This is a genomic window from Epilithonimonas xixisoli (assembly GCF_004365655.1).
Lineage (GTDB): Bacteria > Bacteroidota > Bacteroidia > Flavobacteriales > Weeksellaceae > Epilithonimonas > Epilithonimonas xixisoli.
The window spans coordinates 628778-651388 of sequence record NZ_SOEO01000001.1; the positions used below are offsets into that span (position 1 = coordinate 628778).

At 36.8% G+C, this 22611-nt stretch carries 18 protein-coding genes; 12 read left to right on the forward strand and 6 right to left on the reverse strand.

Features of this window, described 5'->3' with window-relative positions; translation table 11 throughout:
• Position 1: 1 nt before the first annotated feature.
• Positions 2 to 1636, forward strand: a complete 1635-nt coding sequence (locus B0I22_RS02985; protein ID WP_133943141.1) for a pyruvate dehydrogenase complex dihydrolipoamide acetyltransferase — start codon at positions 2 to 4, stop codon at positions 1634 to 1636.
• 284 nt (positions 1637 to 1920) lie between these two features.
• Positions 1921 to 2628 carry a DUF2490 domain-containing protein gene (locus B0I22_RS02990; protein ID WP_246022130.1) on the forward strand — a complete coding sequence of 236 codons (708 nt, stop codon included), beginning with the start codon at positions 1921 to 1923 and terminating at the stop codon, positions 2626 to 2628.
• 59 nt (positions 2629 to 2687) lie between these two features.
• Here B0I22_RS02990 and B0I22_RS02995 read toward each other — a convergent pair whose 3' ends face one another.
• The 3 genes from B0I22_RS02995 to B0I22_RS03005 all read right to left on the reverse strand — a co-directional run bounded on the left by B0I22_RS02995 (position 2688) and on the right by B0I22_RS03005 (position 6064).
• Positions 2688 to 3134, reverse strand: a complete 447-nt coding sequence (locus B0I22_RS02995; RefSeq protein ID WP_133943143.1) for a phosphohydrolase — start codon at positions 3132 to 3134, stop codon at positions 2688 to 2690.
• Positions 3135 to 3467, reverse strand: a complete 333-nt coding sequence (locus tag B0I22_RS03000) for a hypothetical protein (protein WP_133943145.1) — start codon at positions 3465 to 3467, stop codon at positions 3135 to 3137.
• Positions 3468 to 3583: 116 nt separating this feature from the next.
• Entirely contained in the window at positions 3584 to 6064 is a 2481-nt protein-coding gene (locus B0I22_RS03005; RefSeq protein WP_133943147.1) for an FtsK/SpoIIIE family DNA translocase, read from the reverse strand.
• A 237-nt stretch (positions 6065 to 6301) separates the two neighbouring features.
• Between B0I22_RS03005 and B0I22_RS03010 the strand changes: the two genes are divergently transcribed.
• On the forward strand, positions 6302 to 9538 hold the full coding sequence (locus B0I22_RS03010; RefSeq protein WP_133943149.1) for a cytochrome c biogenesis protein CcsA: 3237 nt from the start codon (positions 6302 to 6304) through the stop codon (positions 9536 to 9538).
• A gap of 85 nt (positions 9539 to 9623) precedes the next feature.
• On the opposite strand, the gene B0I22_RS03015 is transcribed toward B0I22_RS03010, so the two are convergent.
• Positions 9624 to 11951: an outer membrane beta-barrel family protein gene (locus B0I22_RS03015; RefSeq protein ID WP_166668166.1), complete on the reverse strand. Its 2328-nt coding sequence runs from the start codon at positions 11949 to 11951 to the stop codon at positions 9624 to 9626.
• A gap of 137 nt (positions 11952 to 12088) precedes the next feature.
• On the opposite strand from B0I22_RS03015, the gene B0I22_RS03020 reads away from it, so the two are divergent.
• Positions 12089 to 13393 carry a sensor histidine kinase gene (locus B0I22_RS03020; RefSeq protein ID WP_133943153.1) on the forward strand — a complete coding sequence of 435 codons (1305 nt, stop codon included), beginning with the start codon at positions 12089 to 12091 and terminating at the stop codon, positions 13391 to 13393.
• Positions 13383 to 14060, forward strand: coding sequence for a response regulator transcription factor (locus tag B0I22_RS03025; RefSeq protein WP_133943155.1), 678 nt, complete (start codon positions 13383 to 13385; stop codon positions 14058 to 14060). Before B0I22_RS03020 ends, B0I22_RS03025 begins: the two co-directional genes overlap by 11 nt.
• Before the next feature lie 52 nt (positions 14061 to 14112).
• Here the strand turns inward: B0I22_RS03025 and B0I22_RS03030 are convergent, their stop codons facing one another.
• Positions 14113 to 15756: a peptide-N-glycosidase F-related protein gene (locus B0I22_RS03030; protein WP_133943157.1), complete on the reverse strand. Its 1644-nt coding sequence runs from the start codon at positions 15754 to 15756 to the stop codon at positions 14113 to 14115.
• A gap of 162 nt (positions 15757 to 15918) precedes the next feature.
• Between B0I22_RS03030 and B0I22_RS03035 the strand changes: the two genes are divergently transcribed.
• The 7 genes from B0I22_RS03035 (at position 15919) to B0I22_RS03065 (ending at position 22225) form a co-directional block, all read left to right on the forward strand.
• Complete coding sequence (locus B0I22_RS03035; RefSeq protein WP_133943158.1) at positions 15919 to 16824, forward strand: SPFH domain-containing protein; 906 nt, start codon at positions 15919 to 15921, stop codon at positions 16822 to 16824.
• A gap of 105 nt (positions 16825 to 16929) precedes the next feature.
• Positions 16930 to 17829 carry an ABC transporter ATP-binding protein gene (locus tag B0I22_RS03040; protein ID WP_133943160.1) on the forward strand — a complete coding sequence of 300 codons (900 nt, stop codon included), beginning with the start codon at positions 16930 to 16932 and terminating at the stop codon, positions 17827 to 17829.
• On the forward strand, positions 17826 to 18671 hold the full coding sequence (locus tag B0I22_RS03045; RefSeq protein WP_133943162.1) for an ABC transporter permease subunit: 846 nt from the start codon (positions 17826 to 17828) through the stop codon (positions 18669 to 18671). Before B0I22_RS03040 ends, B0I22_RS03045 begins: the two co-directional genes overlap by 4 nt.
• A gap of 222 nt (positions 18672 to 18893) precedes the next feature.
• Positions 18894 to 19625 carry a tetratricopeptide repeat protein gene (locus B0I22_RS03050; RefSeq protein ID WP_133943164.1) on the forward strand — a complete coding sequence of 244 codons (732 nt, stop codon included), beginning with the start codon at positions 18894 to 18896 and terminating at the stop codon, positions 19623 to 19625.
• Positions 19626 to 21362 (forward strand): BatD family protein, encoded by a 1737-nt coding sequence (locus tag B0I22_RS03055; protein ID WP_133943166.1) that lies wholly within the window; start codon positions 19626 to 19628, stop codon positions 21360 to 21362.
• A gap of 51 nt (positions 21363 to 21413) precedes the next feature.
• Complete coding sequence (locus B0I22_RS03060; protein WP_133943168.1) at positions 21414 to 22016, forward strand: MarC family protein; 603 nt, start codon at positions 21414 to 21416, stop codon at positions 22014 to 22016.
• A 14-nt stretch (positions 22017 to 22030) separates the two neighbouring features.
• Positions 22031 to 22225, forward strand: coding sequence for a hypothetical protein (locus tag B0I22_RS03065; RefSeq protein ID WP_133943169.1), 195 nt, complete (start codon positions 22031 to 22033; stop codon positions 22223 to 22225).
• A 32-nt stretch (positions 22226 to 22257) separates the two neighbouring features.
• On the opposite strand, the gene B0I22_RS03070 is transcribed toward B0I22_RS03065, so the two are convergent.
• Positions 22258 to 22497 carry a hypothetical protein gene (locus B0I22_RS03070; RefSeq protein ID WP_133943171.1) on the reverse strand — a complete coding sequence of 80 codons (240 nt, stop codon included), beginning with the start codon at positions 22495 to 22497 and terminating at the stop codon, positions 22258 to 22260.
• Positions 22498 to 22611: the final 114 nt, after the last annotated feature.

Below are 22611 nucleotides of genomic sequence, written 5' to 3' on the forward strand. Positions count from 1 at the left end.
TATGGCAGAAGTAATTACGATGCCCCGCTTGTCGGATACGATGACGGAAGGCAAAGTTTCAAAATGGCACAAAAAAGTTGGTGACACTGTAAAAGAAGGTGATATTCTTGCAGAGATCGAAACAGATAAAGCGGTTCAGGATTTTGAATCCGAGATCAACGGAACACTTTTATTCGTAGGCGTAGAGGAAGGTTCTGCTGCACCAGTAGATTCTATCTTGGCAATCATTGGTAAAGAAGACGAAGATATTTCTTCTTTGACTAACGGTGGCGGTGCAAAACCAGAAGCTGCAGCTGAAAGCAAATCTGAAGAAGAATCAAAAACCCAAGGTGAATCTACAGCTGTAGAAACTGCTGACGAAGGTTCATCTTCTGCTGATATTCCAGAAGGTGTAGAGGTGATCACAATGCCTCGTCTTTCTGATACAATGACCGAAGGTAAAGTTGCCAAATGGCAAAAGAACGTTGGTGATACGGTGAAAGAAGGTGACATCCTTGCAGAAATTGAAACTGACAAAGCAGTTCAGGACTTCGAATCTGAAGTGAATGGAACTTTATTATACCAAGGTGTTGCTGAGGGTAACGCTGCGGAAGTTGACAAGATTTTAGCAATCATCGGCCCTGCTGGAACAGATGTTTCTGGTGTGGTTTCCGGTGGTGGTAAAAAAGCAGCTGCTCCAAAAGCGGAAGCAAAAACCGAAACTAAATCTGAAGATAAAAAAGAAGAAGCACCAGTAGCTGCATCATCTACAGGCGAAAGAATCGCTATCTCTCCTTTGGCTAAGAAAATTGCTGAAGATAAAGGGGTAGATTTCAAAGCCATCAAAGGTTCTGGGGAGAATGGAAGAATCGTGAAGAAAGATGTTGAAAATTATCAGCCGTCTGCAAAACCAGCAGCTGAAGCTTCAGCTCCGAAAGCAGTTTCTGCTCAGCCAAGTGTAGCATTCACACCGGGAGAAGATTCTGAAACTGTGAATTCTCAAATGAGAAACATCATCGCTAAGAGATTGGGTGAAAGTAAATTTACTGCGCCACATTATTATCTGACTGTTGAAATCAACATGGATAAAGCAATCGAAGCGAGAAAAGAAATGAACGCTGTGCCAGACACCAAAGTATCTTTCAATGATATGGTGATCAAGGCGGTTGCAGTAGCACTTAGAAAACATCCACAAGTGAATTCTTCTTGGGCAGGTGATAAGATCATCCACCACGGGAACATCAACGTTGGGGTAGCAGTAGCTGTTCCAGACGGATTGGTGGTTCCAGTATTGAAGAATACAGACTTTATGTCTTACAACGACATCTCTGCATCTGTAAAAGATATGGCTGGAAGAGCGAAAACAAAAGCGCTTAAAGCTAACGAAATGGAAGGTTCTACTTTCTCTGTTTCAAATCTTGGAATGTTCGGAATCGAGACGTTTACATCGATCATCAATCAACCGAATTCTGCAATTTTATCTGTAGGAGCAATCGTTGAAAAACCAATCGTGAAAAACGGACAGATCGTTGTTGGAAACACAATGAAATTATCATTGGCTTGTGACCACAGAGTAATTGATGGCGCAACAGGAGCTCAGTTCTTGCAAACATTGAGAACTTATCTTGAAAGCCCATTGACGCTTTTATTAGGATAAAAACTTGTTCGAAATATTTTATAAAACCTTTCAATTTTATTGAAAGGTTTTTTTTGTTGACCAACCCCACGTAAGGGATGGTAGTGGTTATCCTTTTTGTCTTTGGATTAATGTCAATTTGGAGAAGAAATGTTCTGGACAAAAAGATAATAGCGGACAGCCCGACCCGCTTGTTTTTTGCTGATTGGAGAATTTCGATAGAATAGCAAAACGTCTGAGCAAAAACAAAGGGATACGCCCAAATATTTATTTTTATCAATTCGGGATTTGATTATATTTGTGACGTGAAAAAGTTAGCGTTTTTATTGGTTCTTTCAGGAAGTTTGGTTTTCGGGCAAGATCATCTTTCTGGTTTTAATATGATGTCTCTGACGTATAAAATTTCTCCGAAATTAATGCTTTATGGGGAAGGACAAATACGTGCGAGAAAGGATTATACCGTGATTGATTACTATGAAACGAAAGGTGGAGTGGGATACAATTATATCAAAAACCATCAGATTTTTGTGGGTGCGGGAAGATATGGAACTTATGAAGAGCGGAAGATTTCACAAGAAGAATTCCGAATTTGGTTGCAATATACTTTTTCTCACAAGATAGGTGATTTGAAATTGGATCACCGAGGAAGAGCGGAAAAACGCTTTTTCTACGCTAGCCAGACGGGAACCAATACAGAAGCTGTGCGCTACAGATACCGATTGAGTGGAACTTTACCAATCAATAATTCCAAAGTGCAAGAGGGAACTTTTTTTTTGAATGCTTTTGAAGAATTGTTTTTTGGTGCGGTAGAACCAAACTTCAAACGGAACAGAAGTTTTGCTGGTTTTGGTTATCAGTTCAACAATTCTTTGTCGGCTACTACGGGCTATATGTTCCAGAGGGAATTCACGCAGAAGCGAAACGAGAACTATCATTTTCTATATTTTGCTTTGAACTTTACGATAGATCCTTCTGATGATGAAAGGGATTTTTCTATTCCGATGGTGGATTAATACTGAAATAATAACATAAAAAAGGTCAAGTAGAAACAATCTGCTTGACCTTTTTGGTTTTAATATTTTTCTATCAGATAAAGATAGGCTTTCAGATATTTGTTGAATCTTTTTAAATCTTTTTCTTCCAGCAATGTGGTGCATCTTGTGAGATCCATATTATCTCGAAGGTCATTTAGTTTTACGGCAATTGCCAATGGACTTTTCTCGATTCTTGCAACGAATGCATCATAATCCAAATGTTCTTCTTCGCGTTTTGTAAGGCTTTCTACAGCTTCCAAAATATAGTCTGGAAATCCTTTTTCTTTTAGATATTCAAAAGAAAATTCTGGATGATCCTCTACGACGTCGTGCAGAACGCCAACGATTTTTTCGTCAATGGTTTTTCCGGCGTTCATCACTCGGAAAACGTGACCGAGATAAGGTGCATCGTATTTGTCGGTTTGTTTTTTGTGTGCTTTGGTAGCGATTTTTATGGCTTTGTAGAGGAGTTCGTGGGTGGACATTTATTTACCTTGAGGTTTTATTTTGTTTAAATTTTGAATTGTGTCAACTTTTAAAGTCTCTACATTTTGTGTTTGATAATTATAGGAAGGTATTATCTTTTTCAGCATTTTGTATTGAGAAGCTTTTTCGTCAGATAGATTTTTGTAAAAGCGACTGTTGGAATCTTCCTTCTTCAAGTCTAAGACTTTTGTTGTGTCAATTTTTGCACTAATATGTGGTGATAGAGGTCTTGTCGGGAGAACTTCAGCCTTTAGTTTTTTTTCTTCTTTTTTAGTTTGTGAAAATAAGCATCCAAAAGAAAATAGGGTAGTAATTAAAAATAATTTTCTCATCTGATAAAATTTTAAATGAAATTACGAAAAGAAATGTAAATAGCGACTAAGTTGATTTGAATTAATATTAAGCACAAACAAAAAAACGCTAAATTAATTTAGCGTTTATATTAAGTTTATCTCCCTTTCAACTCATCAAACAACCGTTCCAAAGAACCAAGGTCAGAGATCAAAACCTCTCTCGCTTTCGCACCATTAAAACCGCCAACTACACCTGCCGCTTCCAGCTGATCCATAATTCTTCCGGCTCTGTTGTAACCTAATTTAAGTTGTCTTTGAAGCATAGATGTTGATCCTTGTTGTGTAGAAATTACGATTCTCGCTGCATCTTCAAAAAGTTGATCTTTCTCGTTCGGGTCAAAAGCACCAACTGTTGAACTTCCTTCGTCACCAGAATATTCTGGAAGAAGGTAAGCGTCAGGATAACCTTTTTGCTCGCCAACAAATTCTGCAATTCTTTCCACTTCTGGCGTATCTACAAAGGCACATTGTAAACGTGTCAAATCATTTCCGTTGAAGTAAAGCATATCACCACGTCCAACCAATTGTTCCGCTCCTGGCGAATCCAAAATTGTCTTGGAGTCAACTCCCGAAATTACACGGAATGCAATCCTCGCAGGGAAGTTGGCTTTGATCATACCGGTAATTACGTTGACTGATGGTCTTTGTGTTGCAACAATCAAGTGGATTCCAATTGCTCTTGCCAACTGAGCCAAACGTGCAATCGGATGTTCAACTTCTTTTCCTGCAGTCATAATCAAGTCAGCGAACTCATCAACAACCAAAACGATGTAAGGCAAATATCGGTGTCCATTTTCTGGATTCAGTTTTCTTTGAGCGAATTTCGCGTTGTATTCCTTGATGTTTTTACAGAAAGCATTTTTCAAAAGATCATAACGCTGATCCATTTCGATACAAAGCGAGTTCAAAGTATTGATTACTTTTGCATTGTCTGTGATGATCGCATCTTCTGTATCAGGCAATTTTGCCAAATAATGTCTTTCAATTTTCGAATATAAAGAAAGCTCAACCTTCTTCGGATCCACCATTACGAATTTCAATTCGCTTGGGTGTTTTTTGTAAATTAATGAAGTCAAGATGGCGTTAATTCCAACCGATTTTCCTTGTCCAGTTGCACCAGCCATCAAAAGGTGAGGCATTTTTGCAAGATCGGCAACGAAAACTTCGTTGGAAATAGTTCTACCAAAAACGATTGGCAAATCCATATCAGCTGACTGGAATTTCGGAGAAGCTACAACCGAACGCATAGAAACCATTGTCGGATTTTTTCTTGGAACCTCAATTCCAATCGTTCCTTTTCCTGGCATTGGAGCGATGATACGGATTCCAAGTGCGGAAAGATTCAAAGCAATATCGTCTTGTAATTTTTTGATTGCAGAAACTCGGATTCCCGCTTCTGGTACAATTTCGTAAAGTGTAACTGTTGGACCAATCGTAGCTTTGATTTCAGAAATTCCAACGTTGAAGGTTTTCAATAAACCAACAATTCTGTTTTTATTTTCTTCGAGTTCGTCTTTATTAATAGTAATTTCCTCGTTTCCGTAATCTTTCAGCAATTCGACAGATGGCATTTGGAATTTAGCCAAATCCAATTTGTGATCGTACAAACCGTGTTTACTAACGAGGTCATCAGATTTTTGTTGCTCGGACGTTACTGGAAAATCTTCATCTTTTTTAATTTCTACATTGAAGGCAAAATCATCTTCAACTTTAGCAACTGGAGTTTGCACCATCGGTTTTTGAGGTTCCGATGGAGTAGAAGAGAGAACGATTGGCTCAGGAATGATTTCCTTGATTGGTTCTATGATTTCTTCTTTGAAAGACGTTTGATTTGGTGTTTTGATTGGTTCAAATTCCTGAGTGACTTTGATATTACTAAAATCATTTTCAGTTTTAGCCGGCGTTTCCTTTACGACTAATTTCTCAGGAACAATTTCTTTTTCAAGTTCTTCGTCTGCGTCAAATTCTTCTTCGGAATTTGGCATCAGACCTTTCAGTTTCCCGAAAGTGTTATCATTAATGTCGTTCAGTTTATTTTTGATAGAGCTTGGTCTTAGATTGAATTCCAAAACAAAATACAAAGCAAAACTCACCAAAAGTACCATCCAAAGACCAACGGAACCAATGTAAGATTTGAGATAATCCATAATCTGATAACCGTAAACACCGCCCAAAACGCCTTCACCATTCGTAACAGCACCAAAGAAAATTGGCGTCCAGCAAATGAAAAACAAACTGTGCGAAATGGTTTTCCAAGGTTTGAAATAATTCTTCTTGAAAACCAATGTTCCGAAAACAAAAAACAAAAATGCCACCACAAATGCCGCAACACCAATACTTTCAAAAATGAAAAGATTACCCAGCCAATCACCGATTTTCCCAAACAGATTGGAAGATTCTACCGTTTTGTCTGCCATAGTTCCGGCCTGGCTTTGGTCAGCTTTCCAATTCATCAGATAAGAAACGAAAGAAAGCGTCAAAACGATTGATAATATAATGAGCGTAACGCCCGAAATAATTCTCGGTTTCGATATGATTTTGCTGGAATTTTGGGTTGTATTTTGTTCGTTGTTCATTTTCAAAAAAGGTCAATAGATGCAAATTTAATGTTTTTTCTCACTGATATAAATTGTTGAGACTTATTTTTATTTTTTTTGAAACATCTTGAATTTTAGAACTCTAATTTTCAGTAAAAAACTCTTTATTAAGAACGATTCAAAATAACGTTTCAGTCTTCCAAAATGACAAATAACAGTTTTTTTTGATGCCGTTGTGGTTTATCATTCTTATTTTTGTGAACTATAAATTTAAGAATGAAAAAGATTCAAGATATTCTCATTTCTACGCGAACGATGGCGGTTTTGCTCTTGGCTTTCGCAATTTCTATGGCGGTTGCCACTTTTATTGAGAACGATTACGGAACACCCACTGCAAAAGCGCTGATTTATGAAGCGAAATGGTTTGAAGCCATTATGTTTTTATTGATTCTCAACTTCATAGGAAACATCGGAAGATATAGACTTTATAAAAAAGAAAAGTGGCCACTTTTGGTTTTTCACTTAGCTTTTGTATTGATTTTCATTGGTGGAGCCATCACACGTTACATCAGTTTTGAAGGGACAATGCACATCCGCGAAGGCGAAACTTCCAACGAAATCATCACAGACAAACATTTCTTCAAAATCAAAATAGAAGAAAAAGGCGAACAGCAAAATTACCACGATGTTCCGTATCTGATGTCGCCACTTCACCACGATTTCCAAGCGACTTATGATTTCCTTGGAAAAGAAAAAATTGTGATTAAGGCATTGGATTATATTCAAAGAAAAAAAGACAGTTTGGTTGCAGGAAAAGCAGGAAAAGAATTCTTGCATTTGGTTTCTACAAGTGATATGGGCGGACGTCAAAATATTTATTTGGCAGAAGGTGACGTTCAAAACATCAACGGAACTTTGGTGAGTTACAACAGAACTGCTATAGAAGGCGCTGTAGAATTCCAGAAGAAGGATGGACAACTTTACATCAAAACACCAACTGATGCCGCTTTTATGACAATGGCAACTCAAGCAACAGGAACAACTAAGAAAGATGAATTTCAACCGTTGGTTTTGAGAAGTCTTTACACGATTGACCAATTAAAATTGGTAATTCCGGAAGGAACAAAGCAAGGAAAACTAATCGCTTACGAAGGCGACAAACAAAAAGACAAAGATGTTCCGGATATGCTGAAAGTTGAAGTTTCGGGACCTAAAACAAAACAAATCGTTGACTTGGTCGTAGAAAGAGGAAATCCGAACAACTACAAACAAATCAAAGTGGATGGATTGGATGTGATGCTTGGATTTGGACCAAAAGTTTATTACACGCAACCTTTCTCTCTCAAATTGGATAAATTTGTGATGGAAACTTACCCAGGAAGTTCTTCGCCATCTGCGTACGAATCTCACGTCAGCATTGTGGACGAAGGTAAGCTAACGCCTTACAAAATCTATATGAATCACGTTCTAAATTATAAAGGTTACAGATTCTTCCAGGCAAGTTTTGACCCGGATAGAAAAGGAACTGTACTTTCTGTAAACCACGATTTCTGGGGAACTCTCATCAGTTATATCGGTTACGGATTCTTGTTTGTTGGATTGTTTGTGACGTTGTTCTGGAAAGGTTCTAGATTCGATAGTCTAAACAAAATGCTGAAAACCATCAGCAAGAAAAAAGCGACTGCTGTCCTTTTGATTCTACTAAGTTTCGGAGTTAATGCTCAGGAAATTGATATGCACGGAAAAGATGGAAGCAACGAAGGACATTCTCATTCAACTGAAGCAAAACCTGCCACTCCCAATAAGAATCCAATGGTTTTGGATGCGGATGAGATGGTGAAAAATATTACAATCAGTAAAGAGCACGCAGATAAATTCGCTTATTTATTAGTTCAGAATTACGAAGGTCGTATTGTTCCTGCCAACACACAGGCTCTTGATATTCTTCATAAACTGACGGGCAAAAGCAAGTTTCAGGATTTGGATGCCAATCAATGGTTTTTGGCAGCGACTATCGATCCGATGTTTTGGGCTCAGGTCAATATCATTAAAATTGAAACCAAAGGCAAAGTTGGAAAAGACCTTAGAGTTAAAACTAAAGCTACAGAAGAAGGTTTTACAAGCTTAATCAAACTATTCCCTGCTGATAAAAATGGAAATCTTCGTTTCGTTTTGGAAGATGATTATAATGAAGCTTTCAGGAAAAAAGCCTCTGATAGAACAAGATACGACGAAGCTGTCATCAAATTAAATGATAAAGTTCAAGTATTGAACGGGATTATGTCTTACCAATATTTCCGAACAATTCCCGTGAAGAATGACTCCAATCACACGTGGAATTCTGTGATGACGCCAACTTTTGAACCAGACGCAGAGGCGCAAGCGGTTTTAGGTCCATATCTATCGAGTGTTTTGTTGGCAACGCAAGGCGGAAGCTGGGCAAAAGCAGATGCAGAACTGAAAAAAGTAGAAGCATATCAACAAAAGTGGGGCAAGAATGTCGTGCCTTCGGAAGCAAAGGTGAACATAGAAGTTTTGATGAACAAGCTGGACATCAACTTAAAATTATTGATGTTCTACACCGTGATCGGAAGTTTATCTTTGATATTAGGTTTTGTAGAATTGTTCCGACCTAGCAGAGTTCTTAATAAGGTTATCAAAGCCATTATTTACATCGGAGCAATTGGTTATATTTTACATTTCCTAGGATTGGCTGCGAGATGGTACGTCTCAGGACACGCACCGTGGAGTAATGGTTATGAAGCGATTGTGTTTATTTCCTGGGTTGGTATTACGGCTGGATATGCATTGTACCGAAACTCGAATGCTTTGATTCCGGCTGCCGGATTTATGGTTGCTGTGATTATGATGGGATTTGCGCACGGTGGATCGGCATTAGATCCGCAGATTACACCATTGGTTCCGGTTCTTAAATCTTATTGGTTAATCGTTCACGTGGCAATCATCACGTCCACGTATGGATTCTTCGGATTATCGATGATTATTGCGATGATTTCCTTATTTTTCTACATCATTGCAAACAAAAAGACTTTCTTAAAACATAATGATACTACATTGAAGGAACTTGTAATCGTGAGCGAAATGTCCTTAAATATAGGATTGTTGACGTGGACGATTGGAAACTTCCTCGGTGGAATTTGGGCAAATGAATCTTGGGGACGCTACTGGAGCTGGGATCCGAAGGAAACTTGGGCATTCATATCATTGATGGTTTATGCTTTTGTAATTCACATGAGATTGGTTCCAGGACTTAGAGGTAGATACACTTTCCACGTGGTGACGATGTTTGCATTTTGCTCAATGGTAATGACTTATTTTGGTGTGAATTATTACTTATCCGGACTGCATTCTTATGCTAAAGGAGATCCAATTCCTTTGCCACTTTGGGTTTACATCAGCATTGGTTATATGATTTTATTGTCAGTTTTGGCTTGGTTCAAGTACAAAAAACTGAATGAAAAACAAGAAAAAAGGACTCAAGTAGAGCCTTAATATATTTGATTATTCAAAATAAAAAAGATCAGTCGGAAGTTAAGACTGATCTTTTTTTTATGTGCAATTTTGATAAACTTAATTCCTAAAATCGGTTCTGCTCATCGGTTTTGTTTCCGGATTTTGCATCTTTCACTTTTTGATTTCCGAAGTTGTATTTCAAATTAATAATAAAATAACGCGTGTCTCGATAATCCTTAAAATATTGATTTTGATTCGCATAATTGGTAGAAATAGTATTCCTGTCTGTCCTGAAGATATCATTGAAAACCAAACCAGCTTCCAATCTCTTGTTGAACATTTTTTTATTAATAATAATATTCGTATTCTGAGAATCGGAAATATTGAAAGATCCCTGGATTGTCTTGGAATTGTAAACGTAACTGATGTTCAAATCCCAGGTTTTCGCTTTGTCCAGCGTGATTTGTGTTGAAAGATTGGCGTGGTAGAAGAAGACATCATTTTTGTAAAGAATGTTGTCCGTTCCCATAAAATAGTTTTGTTGGTATTCTCCCATCGCAAAAATGTTCAGCTTCCAGAAAGATTTGATTGAAAAGCTTTTGGAAAGATTGGCTCCCAAATTTTGCCCGTGATCTATGTTGGTATAGTTGTAAACGGTTTCAAAAGTCTCAGGATTCTGAACCGAGATTTCCATCGATGGATCTTTGATGTAAGTATAATACGTTTCAAAATTCCAATTTTTCACTGTGTAAGTCAAACTTAGATTATGAATAATCGTTGATTTCAAATATGCATCACCCTGAAAATAGGAATACAGATTATAATAAGATTTCGATGGATTCAGAAAATCATAATTCGGTCTGTCGATTCTTTTGCCGTAGGAAAATCCGATTTGCTGATTGTCTTTCAAATTGTACATCAGATAGACAGTAGGGAAGATTCCGGTTCTTGTCGTCTGGTTTTCCACCGCTGGATTGTCTGAATTGGTTTTGATAATGGTAGTTTCGGATCGCAAACCGCCCTTCATTTCCCATTTTCCCCATTTGTATTCGGAAGAAACGTAAGCTGCGAAAATATTTTCTTTATAATTGAAAAGATTGCTTTTCGATAGATCCGGAATTAATTCTCCGCTGGTTCCGTTGAAGAAATTGAGATCATTTTGATTCTTTACAAAACTGTATTTCAAACCACTTTCCAGCGTCAGTTTGTCATTGGAAAAACGATAATCCAATTGCGATGAATAAAGCGAAATATTCTGAATATTGTAGTTCGCAAATCGATTGTTGGTTTCTGGTTGGTCGGCAAAATTGAGCAAAGTCGCAATTTCCTGATTCTCTTTGAATTTTTTCGTGCTGAAATTATTGGTCCAAGTCAAATCATTGTTTCCAAATTTTTTATCAAAAACCAAATAAGAATTAAAACTATTGTTGAACTGGTTTTTCTGATTCGAAGTCAGATAATTGGACTGCAGCTGATTGTTTTCTGTGTTGTAAATATTCGTTGGAATCTTGTAATGTCCGTTGTTGTTTGGCGCATTGTAACCATCAAAACCAAACTGAACGGTAGATAAACTGTCCACAGCATATTGCCCGGAAAAATTGTAAATATGCTGTTCGTGCGCGTGCGTTTTTCTCGTCATATCACTTTCCCAGCGGGTTTTGTCATTTTCAAAAGTCACCACGTCAAAGTTTTTCCGCACATAATCGCCGGTCACAAAATTGTAATTCCCGCTCAACTGCCATTTTCCCGTGTTGTAAGACTGCGAAGTCCCAATCATTCCTTTCGCATAAATCGACTGGTGATATCTGGTCGAGATTCTGCCTTTGTATCCGGACAAAATATTTTTTTTCATTTTGATATTGATGATCGCACTTCCCTCAGCCTCGTATTTCGCTGGCGGATTTGTGATCACTTCTACAGAAGAAACGTTGTTGCCATCGGTGTTTTCCAGAAGTTGTTTCAATTGTTCTTGGGTCATCAAAGTTTTTTTATCATTGATGGTGACGATGATTTGAGAATTTCCGCGCACGCTCAATTCTTCATTTTTCACCAAAACATTCGGGGTGCTTTTCAGAATATCCCAAGCGTTCAGATTTTGAAGTGGCGTGTTGTCGATATTGAACTCCAATCGATCGATTTTCCTTTTCAATAGAGGTTTATTAGCTTTGATTGTCACCGCTTCTATCGATTTAAGAGTATCTTTTTTTAGAATGATATTCAGAGATAAATCGCTTTCTTCTAGCGTCAATTCGTAATCCTGAAAACCAGATTTTTTGATGATTAATGAAACTGGAAAAGTTGCAATGTCATTAATGATAAAATTTCCATTCTTATCCGATTGATAAAGATTTTTGTTATCATTAATCTGAATAATACCTTCAGAAATTGGTTCCTGTTTTTCGTTCTCAATATGACCTTTAATATTCTGGCTCCAGATAAAAATGGGGAACATTAGTAAGATAGTCGTGTAAAATTTCATCTAATTAATTTTCTCCAAAATTGAGACACTTTGGACTCAGGTTTTGTTAATGAACGGTTAATGGAAGGTTAATGGCATTTTTGAAAGAAAATTGATTGTATTTTTGACTTATGAATCGGAAGAGAAACATCACGGTTATTTTGTTTACGTTCAGCCTTATGGTTTTGGTGGCGTTGCAGGCGTATTACATTTACAATTCTTACCGCTTGCAAGAGAAAGAACTTAATAGACAGGCCAGAGCAATCGCAGATTCGGTTTTGGAAGAGATGGAAAAGTTTGAAACCGATGACAACGAGGAAAAATTAGTCGGCGACTTCAAAAGGCTCAAAACCGGAATTACCATCCAAAAAGAAAAAATCACACATCCCGAAAGATTGTACAGTTCCGAAGCTATTTACAACAAAAAATTAGAGAATTTTCTCAAGGAAAAAATTGCAGATTCTGGTTTTGAAATCGCTATGAAAAGTGAGATCTATTCGATTTTTGATGACGTTCAGAAGAAAGAACTTTTGCCAGAAAAACGAACTCTTATTTTGTATCAGACTTTGCAAAAGATGACAAATCCGCTGACAATCAACGAGGGAAAATGGGCCAGCCGACATTCCCGAGAAGATACAGATTTGAAAATTGATGAAAAGGATTATTACATTGTAAAATCAAAATCAACTTTCCAATTATTAAATCTTGATTTTTTGGTTTTCAAAAAAGTAATTCCGTTGATTATCATCAGCTTGTTGATCGTTGTTTTGATTATTTTATTATTCAGAAACAGCATCCGAAATGTAAACCGCCAGGAGAAGAAAATTTCTCAACTTCACACCACCATAGATTCCATTGCCCACGAGCTGAATACGCCGATCACCACCTTGAAGTTTTCTGTCGCCCAATCCTCTGATACAGAAAGCAGGGCATTGCTGGAACGCCAGATCAAACGTCTGGAAAACATTGTTTCATCCATTCATACCTATGATTCTGACGATGATTTGATTAGTAAAGAGGAACTGGAAAATTATTTCTCAGAAATCAGGAAAACTTTTGATCGCATTAATTTTAGAATAAATATTGATTTTACAGAGAATAAAATTTTGTCAAAAAATGACTTCCAACAAATGATGAATAATCTCGTCGATAATTCTTGTAAATATGGCGCAAATCAAATAGATGTTTCTGTTAAAATAAACCAATCTATAGAAATAGAAGTTTCTGACAACGGAATTGGTATTCCGAATGAGGAAAAAAATCACATTTTTGAGAAGTATTACAGAATTACCCGAGGTGAAAATCTCAATGTAAATGGTCTTGGAGTTGGACTTTTTTTGGTGAAGAAAATTGTAGAAAAATACAAAGGCAATATCGAAGTTCATTCGAAAATAAAAGGGGTCTCATTTAAAATCAATATGCCAAATGAAAACTAAAATCCTTTTGGTAGAAGATGATCCGGATCTTGGAATGGTTCTGAAACAATATCTGGAATTCTCAGATTTCGAAGTCACTTGGATCTCAAATCCCGAAGAAATTTTGAAAGATAAAAAATGCGTGGAGAATTTTCAGTTGGCAATTCTGGACGTTATGCTTCCCGTGATGGATGGTTTTGAACTATCCAAAGAAATCAGGAAAATATCTAATATTCCTTTTCTCTTTTTAACGGCAAAAGGTCAAAGTATCGATAGAATCTTGGGTCTGAAATTGGGTGCGGACGATTACATCACCAAACCTTGCGAGCCAGAAGAACTGATTTTAAGAATTAAAAACATTCTCAAAAGAAATGAAACTTCTGAAAAATCTGCCATTCAGATCGGGAATTATTCTTTTATTCCGTCGCAGTTTCAATTGAGTTTTGGAAATGAGATCATTCAACTGACAGAGAAGGAATCGGAACTTTTGCTTTTGCTTTCAAAAAGCAATCAGAAAATCATCAATCGCAAAGAAATTTTGGAAACCCTCTGGGGAGAAAATGATTATTTTCTTGGCAGAAGTCTGGATGTTTTTATGTCAAGATTGAGAAAGTATTTTCAAAAAGATGACCGCATAAAATTTGATTCCATCAGAGGCATCGGTTTCAAAGTTGAGTTTCCTGCGTAAACAATAATTCCCGCTTATTTCTAAACGGGAATTATTTTTTTTAATGATTGAATTATTGTTTTACAATTTTCTGAGTCGATGTTTTCCCATCAGCAAAATCTATTTTCAGAAGATAAACGCCTGCCGGCAATTTTGAAACATTGATTTTGGAAGAAGAATCTTCTAGCAACTGTTTTCCATCTGTAGAATAAACAGTGGTTTTGCTCACTTTGGAATTGGTATTAATATTAATAAAATCTTTCGCAGGATTTGGATAGACTGCTACTTTTTCCAAAGAAGTTTCGCCTGTTGCTAAGATTTGGTTTGTGAAAATTGGACCCGTCCAAAGACTATTTAACTCATTTGTACACTTAGATTTTACATACATTTCGTACGTCCAGTTGTTTGTAAGGTCATTTCTCGTAGCAGTCGGATCGTTACTTAATTGTTGATAAAATTCGCTTGAAAGAGCATAGTTGTTTTTTCTTCCCCACAGAACTTCCCAATCGTTGGCATTTCCTTTTTCAGTCCATTTTAGTTTCACAGTTTTTCCTTGCTGACTTTCTATTGCAAAGTCGCCAGGATTTGCACAAATGATCTGTCCGCTGTCCGCATTTTGAATATACATCGATAGTGGGAAATAGCCTTTTTGGCCATAAAATACGGCATCCGGAACATCTAATTTTATTGTGTGAGTTCCGGCTGAGAGATTACCCAACTTTACCTCTCGATTAGGAATAGCATCACCAGGACACCAGTTGTTCCAAGACAACCAGCGGCGAAGAAGTTGAGGAGCTCCTTGATAGATTCCATTTGCTTGCGTGTTGTATTTTCTAAAATCTTCACAGCTTTTCCCGCCCGGTTTGTATTGATGAACCAATTGATTATCAAAATAAACGAAATGCTCTCTTCTTACATACTCCTCACCATTTTCATCCGCACCGTGGTTTGAAGTTGAAAGATGGAGAACGGCATTTTCAACTGGTTGATCTAGATTAAAAGTGACAATTCTTGTCGTTTGTCCCGGAACGTCTGTTGCATTATAATTATTTAAATTGTCTCGATACGAAATAGGTAGGAAAAAATTTTGCGCAGGAGTTGCAGTTCCGGTCGTTACAAATTCCAGATTTCCGCGAAAAACATCGGTTCTGTCTGCGCAACCAGCAATCTGAGTTCTGGCTGCTTCAGAATAACCATCTGCACGGAACTCAATCCAAAAATCATAGGTTGCAGAGAGTGAACTGTCGTGCAATATTTTCGAGATATTATCAATCTGAAAACTGTACGGAACTTCTTTCAATGTCGCATTTTTGTTCATAAAAGGCGTAATGAAGCGTCCGATTTCGATTCTCTTGATGTCCGATTGATTAAATGTATAAGTCGTGCTACCTTTCGGAACCAACACCAAATTGACACCCGCAATTCTGTCGTAGTTGTCACAAGCAGCTTTTAGCACGATATTCATTTTTACGCTGCTCCCGATAGATGCGATTTCCGTTTCCGTCAGTTTTCGGGAGATGATGTCTTGCTCGTACGCGTGAAGTCTAATGGCACCAACAGGAATTTGGGAAAATGCTTCGGGAGGCATCGTCTGTCCTTCTCCCAAATAGTGGTACATGCTGTAAAAAGGAACATCGTCGAAAACAGAAACATTCTGAGCCAGGAACAATGAATTTGTTAAAAGTCCGGCTGCGACAAAAAGTAGTTTTTTCTTCATATATAGATTTATTATCAGAACAAATTTATAAAATGTTTACTAATAAATCGATTTCGATATGATATTTCTAAAATTAAGTTTTAAAGATTGAATATTGATTAAATTAAAATTCCACTTTGAATTCTCCTGTGAAAAACTTATCTTTAGAAAAATTTACAAATTATGATATTTATTTGGATAACCGCTTTTTTTGGACTTATTGTACTTTTTGCTTCGTTTTTCACGGTAAAGCAGGAGACAGCAGCTTTGGTGGAACGATTGGGAAAATTCCATTCTGCGAGACACGCAGGTTTGCATTTGAAAATCCCTTTCATCGATCAGATCTCTAAAAGAATGAATCTTAGAATCCAACAATTGGATGTCTTGATTGATACCAAAACATTAGACAACGTTTTCGTGAAAATGAAAATCTCTGTTCAGTTTCAAGTCATTAGAAATCAAGTTGCTGACGCTTATTACCGTTTGGAAAGTCCACACGATCAGATTACATCCTACGTTTTTGATGTGGTGCGAGCAGAAGTTCCAAAGTTGAAATTGGATGATGTTTTCCTTAAAAAAGATGATATTGCGGTGGCGGTAAAAGCTGAACTTCAGGAAGCGATGCAAAGTTATGGTTATGACATCATCAAAGCGTTGGTGACAGATATAGATCCGGACGATCAGGTGAAACATGCGATGAACAGAATCAACGCGGCAGAACGTGAAAAAACCGCTGCAGAATACGAATCTGAAGCACAAAGAATCAGAATTGTTGCGGTTGCAAAAGCGGAAGCTGAATCTAAAAAATTGCAGGGACAAGGTATTGCAGACCAAAGACGAGAGATTGCCAAAGGTCTGGAGGAATCTGTGAAAATGCTGAACAGCGTACAAATCGATGCGCACGAGGCCTCTGCATTGATTGTTGTGACGCAACATTATGACACGTTGCAATCCATTGGTGCCAACAACAGATCGAATCTTGTTTTGTTGCCCAACACGCCAACTGCAGCAAGTTCTATGTTGAATGATTTGGTGGCATCTATGGCCGTTTCCAAGCAATTGGATTTGGATGATAAGCCAAGAAAATAATCAATCAAAACCATAAATTAAAGTCCGAGCAATCGGATTTTTTTTATTTTAATCTGTCATTGTAACTTAAATTCGATTTCAAAGACTATTAATAAAAATAATCAGATGGAAAAAATTCTGGAAGTAAAAAACTTAACCAAAAAATTCAAGCAAATTGCTGTGAATAATATTTCCTTCGATGTAGAAAGAGGAAATGTGTACGGACTTTTAGGTCCCAATGGAAGTGGTAAATCTACAACGTTTGGGATGCTGCTTTCTACCATCAATCCAACTTCCGGATCTTGGAAATGGTTTGGAAAAGATGGAACGGATACAGATACGCTCAAAAAAATTGGAGCCATCATAGAGCAACCGAATTTCTATCCGTACCTGTCTGCGGAAAAAAATCTTGAAATTGTTGCGACAATCAAAGGCGTTCCCAATTCCAGAATTGACGAAGTTTTGGAAACAGTCAACCTTTTGGCAAGAAAAAAAGATGCTTTCAAAACCTATTCTTTGGGAATGAAACAGCGTTTGTCCATCGCGTCTGCATTGTTGGCAAATCCACAAGTTTTGATTTTGGACGAACCTACAAATGGATTGGATCCGGAAGGCATTATTCAAATCCGTGATATTATTAATTCTATTGCAAAATCTGGAACTACAATTATCGTTGCGAGTCACCTTTTGGACGAGATCGAGAAAATCTGTTCTCACGTAATCGTCTTGAAACATGGAACTGCAATCTATTCTGGTTCTGTAGATGCGATGAGCAATACGAAAGGTTTCTTTGAATTGAAATCTGACAATTCGGAATTATTGATCTCCGCTTTGACTCAATTAAATGTTTTCTCCAGCGTGAAAGAAAAAGATCAGCTGGTGATTGCTCAGATTTCGGAAGATATTTCTGCTTCGGAACTCAATAGAAGGTTATTCGAAAAAGGAATTTCATTATCTCATCTTCAAAAGAAAAAAGAAAGCCTCGAAACCCAATTCCTAGAACTTGTAAAACAAACCAACTCATGATAAGATTATTAAAATTAGAATATCTCAAGAATCTGAATTACAATCCATTCAGGATATTTGCCGGATTATATTTTGTTGTTTTGACTTTGCTTCTGTTTATCGGTTTGGTAGATTTTGAGTTGGCAGGTTTAAAAGTAAATTTGAAAGAACAAGGAATGTATGATTTTCCAGGCGTTTGGAATTTCACCACTTACATTGTCGGATTGCTCAAGATTTTTCTTGGTTGTATTATTGTTTTCTCCATTTGTCAGGAGTTTAGCAATCGGATGTTCAAACAGAATTTGATTGATGGATTGAGTAGGGAAGAGTTCATTATTTCCAAGCTTTTGACGATTTTTGTTTTCACAGGCGTTTCTACTTTATTTGTATTTGTGATTGGATTTTTCTTGGGCAAAACTTACTCTGCATCGCAAGACAGTGATTTGATTTTCAAAGAAATATACTTCATTGGGAATTACTTTTTGAAGTTGTTTACATTCTTTACTTTCCTGATGTTCTTATCCATTTTGCTCAGAAAATCGATTTTTGTTTTCCTTGCATTTTTTATGGTTTGGTTTGGAGAAGGGATTTTGGCTGGAGTCGAAAAATTTACAATGATGAAAAATTTTGATCCAAAAGATAAAACGACAATTGCGATAGACAAAACTTACATCACAGATTTTCTCCCGTTGGAAAGTATGTCTCAACTGATTCCGAATCCACTTATTAGAACAAAAATGGCAGAAATGTTTGGCATGCAATTCAAGTTCGAATATCCTTGGGAAAGTTTCGTCGCCTGTTTGATTTGGTCAACAGTTTTCGTGACGGGAAGTTTTTGGATTCTGAAAAAGAAAGATTGGTAATCCATTTGAAAAATTATACTTAATTAAAAAATATTCAGTTATTTTTTTGATAACAGAAAAAATAAAAAATCACCACTCGGTTATTTCCGGTGGTGATTTTTATTTTGTAGATTTAAATCTACAAAAAAGCCTTATGAATAAGCAATTTAGCGCCAATTTTTTTAACCCAACTTTAACATTTTGAGTGTTCGTTTTAACAATAAATCGGATAATTTTGTAACAATGAATTTTAGATTTACCACAACCATATTTTGTCTCTTAGTTTCTGCTCAGTTTCTCTTGGCACAAGCAAGTCACAATGCCTTGGTTTATGAAGGTAATAAGAGATTTGATGCTAAGGAATATGATGCTTCGTCCAGCAAATATCTCGAAGCTATCGCTGTAAAAAATGACAGCTACACCGCTCACTACAATCTTGGAAACGCGCTTTACAAAAGCAAAAAATACGAAGAGGCAAGCGCGGAGTACAGCAAAGCGCAGAAATATACCAAAAGCAAATTCGAAAAAGCAGCAGCGCTCTACAATATGGGAAATGTGGCAATCCAGTCCAACAATCCCGAGAAAGCAGCTGATTTTTATAAGCAAGCTTTGAAACAAGATCCTTACAACGAGGCTATTCGTAAAAATTATGAAATCGCGATGCTGAAGGACAAAGAGAAAAAAGAAAAAGAGAAGAAGCAAAATCAGGGGAAAGGCGGCGATAAAGATCAAAAAGAAAAAGACCAGTCCGGCAAAGGAAATCAGAAAAAAGATCAGCAAAATGGACAAGGCGACAACCAAAAGGGGGAAAGCCAAGGGAAACCAAACCAGCCCAAGAAGCAAGAAAATAAAATACCAGAAGAAGCAGAGCGGGAAATCTTGAGAGATATAGAAAATCGGGAGAGAGAAACTGCAAGAAGAATTTTAAATAAAAAATCCAATTCGATGCCCCAAAGCAAAGAAAAGGATTGGTAAATGATAAAGAAAAATTTATACATATTATTAACGCTAGCATCGGTTTTTTCCTTTGCTCAGGTCAATCTTTACTCAGAAGTTAATACCAATGAGGCAAAGATGAACAGCCCTATTATCTTCACCGTAGTGCTGGAGATTTTTGGTGAAGACTTGGTTCAGGAAACGCCCATCAAACTTCCTGATTTTTCAAAATTCAATTACGATTATGCTTCGGAGCAAAATACGTTTATAGATCCTGTAAAAAAAATCCGGATCAATCAACTTGTTTATCAGTTTGCTTTGGATCCCAAACAGGCCGGAAATGTAAAAATTGGTTCGGCTTTGGTAAAGGTAAATGGGAAAATGTACAAAACAGACCCCATAGATATTATGGTGAAGGAGGCTGATAAAAAACCTGCCGTAGCTTATAATCCTGCCAAAAATATGTACCTCAATATGCAGGTAGAGGAGAAAGAAGTTTATAAATATGAACCAGCAGTAGTTGTTCTGAAAGCCTTTTCCAGAAATATTGCCAACTTCCGCCATCTGGAACCTGCAAAGTTTGAACCTGCGAAAAATCTCAGCATTCGTTCCATCGTCAACTTTGACGAGTCAATAGAAGATTCTGAAAATAATTACTCGTCACAAATTGTCGGGATGTTTGTAATCGTTCCAAAAACCACGGGATTGATGGAAGTTCCGCCCGTAGAAGTTCCGTTTACAAACCACAAAAGCGTTTTGGTTTCCAACAAGGTAAAACTAAATGTGAAAAAATTGCCCGAAGGCGCACCGGAAAATTTCAATAATGCAGTCGGCAAATATGATGTGAAAATCGAAATGATAGATAAAGGCAAAGAGAATTTTGAAATCAACAAAGCCTTTAATATCGCGGTGAAAGTTTCTGGAAATGGGAATCTTTCGCCATCAATAGTTCCAAAAATTCTGCCTTCGCCGGATTATGAGTTTTTCGAACCAAAGATTGTGAATAGTTCTACCGCAACTCCCAAAGGTATAGAAGGTGAGATCGAAGCGCAATACGTCATTATCCCAAAAAAAAGAGGCGATTTGAAAATCTCGACCGAGGCATTTTCATATTTTGATCCCAAGGAAGAAAAATATGTGGATCTTGGTTCGCAAGTTTTGACCTTAAATGCCGTGAATGCCCAAGACATTGCCAATGCAAAAACCACTTTGCAAAAAGTGAACGAATACACCAATACCGTTCTGGAAAAAGTTGATTCTCCCGTGATGAGCACAGAGAAACTGAAAGTGAAGCAACACAAAAAAATCAATTGGCTGGTAATTTTTGGAAATCTATTGATTATTGGCGTTGGTGCGGTGATTTTTGTTTATTTTAATAAGCGTTACAGAGATAAAAAAGCACAAAACTTAGAAAAGAAAAAACTGACTTCTCAGCCAATTGTGACGATTGCAGAAACTGAATCATTGTTGCGAAACAGCCAGACATTTGACATCCAATCTCATCTTAATTATCTGCAAAGAACGATCGATGATGGCAATACTGCTGGTTTTTTCCAAGCTTTCGAAGAATTGAAACTGCAGGCAAATCAATATTACAAGAATAAAAATTCACTGGATTTTTCAGATTATCTGAAAACCAATTTTGGATTGAGAGCCGTCGAAAAATACAATCAATTGATAACTAAAATCAATATTGAAAAGTATTCTCCTTTTTCATCTGTAGAAAAACTATCAGAAATTTTAAAAGAAATAGAAGAAGTCTATGATTTGAATTAAGAAATTGTCAAAAATAATTTATATTTTTGCGAAATCTTTAAAACTAGAATTATGGAATTTTTAGAAGAATTTTCTTTCAAAGAAACAATGACCACTTTTATGGTTTTGTTTGCCGTTATTGATATTTTGGGTTCAGTTCCCATTATTGTGTCATTGAGACAAAAATTTGGAAAGATTGAATCTGAAAAAGCGGCGATTGTTGCCGGTTTGTTGATGATTTCATTTTTGTTTATTGGAAATAATATCTTGAAATTCATTGGTGTAGATGTCAATTCCTTCGCAATTGCGGGAGCTTTTGTCATTTTCATTATCGCTGTAGAAATGATTCTTGGAATCGAAATTCATAAAACCAATCAACCGCAGGCGGCTTCCATTGTTCCGATCGCATTTCCATTGATTGCAGGTGCAGGAACACTTACAACCACTTTGTCCCTAAGAGCGGAATATCACGATATCAACATCATTTGTGGCATTGTTCTCAATACGATTTTGGTGTATGTTGTTTTAAGATTAGCGCCTTGGATCGAAAGAAAAATGGGCGAAGGATCGCTACAAGTGTTGCAAAAAGTTTTCGGAATTGTGCTTTTGGCTATCTCTATTAAATTATTTACCGCTAACTTTGCACAACTGTTTCAGAATTATGTTCACTTTTAAATCTTAATAGAAAAATGAAGACATTTTATAAAGTATTTTTAATCCTTTTCATCGTTTTTATCGCGATCAATTTATATGCGATCGATTGGTATTTAGGTTTTCTGAATGATGAAAATACACAATTCATATTCTCTATCTCAGCGGGAGTCCTAGGAATCATCGTTGTTTACATTCTCCATTCGTGGAGCAAGTTGGCAGAGAGAAAATAAAAAAACGTCCCGAAAATATCGGGACGTTTTTTTTAGTTTAATTTTTCCAGTGCATTTTTCAAATTTTCAATACTGGTTTTATTGATTTTATGTTGCAAATGCACATCGTCCCACTGAGACAATATTTCTTCCACCAGTTCGTCTTCGCATTCGTATTTGTTTTCCTCGTCAAACATCACAGTCTTTGCAAACTGCATCAATTCTTCTTTGCTGAGGTCATCGGTAAGAAATCTTTCACAGATTTTTATCAATTCGGTTTGGGTAATAATCATAGATTTTTCTTTATGTGACGTCAATGCATTTCGTTTATTCTGGCTTCAAAGTATTTATGGATAAGCTTTGAAAACGCAAAAACGACTTCAACTTGACAATGCTCCGAAAACTAA

Coding starts and splice junctions, on each gene's coding strand:
- B0I22_RS02985 (WP_133943141.1), top strand. CDS start 2: ATGGCAGAAGTAATTACGATGCCCCGCTTGTCGGATACGATGACGGAA.
- B0I22_RS02995 (WP_133943143.1), bottom strand. CDS start 3,134: ATGTCCACCCACGAACTCCTCTACAAAGCCATAAAAATCGCTACCAAA.
- B0I22_RS03000 (WP_133943145.1), bottom strand. CDS start 3,467: ATGAGAAAATTATTTTTAATTACTACCCTATTTTCTTTTGGATGCTTA.
- B0I22_RS03005 (WP_133943147.1), bottom strand. CDS start 6,064: ATGAACAACGAACAAAATACAACCCAAAATTCCAGCAAAATCATATCG.
- B0I22_RS03010 (WP_133943149.1), top strand. CDS start 6,302: ATGAAAAAGATTCAAGATATTCTCATTTCTACGCGAACGATGGCGGTT.
- B0I22_RS03015 (WP_166668166.1), bottom strand. CDS start 11,951: ATGTTCCCCATTTTTATCTGGAGCCAGAATATTAAAGGTCATATTGAG.
- B0I22_RS03020 (WP_133943153.1), top strand. CDS start 12,089: ATGAATCGGAAGAGAAACATCACGGTTATTTTGTTTACGTTCAGCCTT.
- B0I22_RS03025 (WP_133943155.1), top strand. CDS start 13,383: ATGAAAACTAAAATCCTTTTGGTAGAAGATGATCCGGATCTTGGAATG.
- B0I22_RS03030 (WP_133943157.1), bottom strand. CDS start 15,756: ATGAAGAAAAAACTACTTTTTGTCGCAGCCGGACTTTTAACAAATTCA.
- B0I22_RS03035 (WP_133943158.1), top strand. CDS start 15,919: ATGATATTTATTTGGATAACCGCTTTTTTTGGACTTATTGTACTTTTT.
- B0I22_RS03040 (WP_133943160.1), top strand. CDS start 16,930: ATGGAAAAAATTCTGGAAGTAAAAAACTTAACCAAAAAATTCAAGCAA.
- B0I22_RS03045 (WP_133943162.1), top strand. CDS start 17,826: ATGATAAGATTATTAAAATTAGAATATCTCAAGAATCTGAATTACAAT.
- B0I22_RS03050 (WP_133943164.1), top strand. CDS start 18,894: ATGAATTTTAGATTTACCACAACCATATTTTGTCTCTTAGTTTCTGCT.
- B0I22_RS03055 (WP_133943166.1), top strand. CDS start 19,626: ATGATAAAGAAAAATTTATACATATTATTAACGCTAGCATCGGTTTTT.
- B0I22_RS03060 (WP_133943168.1), top strand. CDS start 21,414: ATGGAATTTTTAGAAGAATTTTCTTTCAAAGAAACAATGACCACTTTT.
- B0I22_RS03065 (WP_133943169.1), top strand. CDS start 22,031: ATGAAGACATTTTATAAAGTATTTTTAATCCTTTTCATCGTTTTTATC.
- B0I22_RS03070 (WP_133943171.1), bottom strand. CDS start 22,497: ATGATTATTACCCAAACCGAATTGATAAAAATCTGTGAAAGATTTCTT.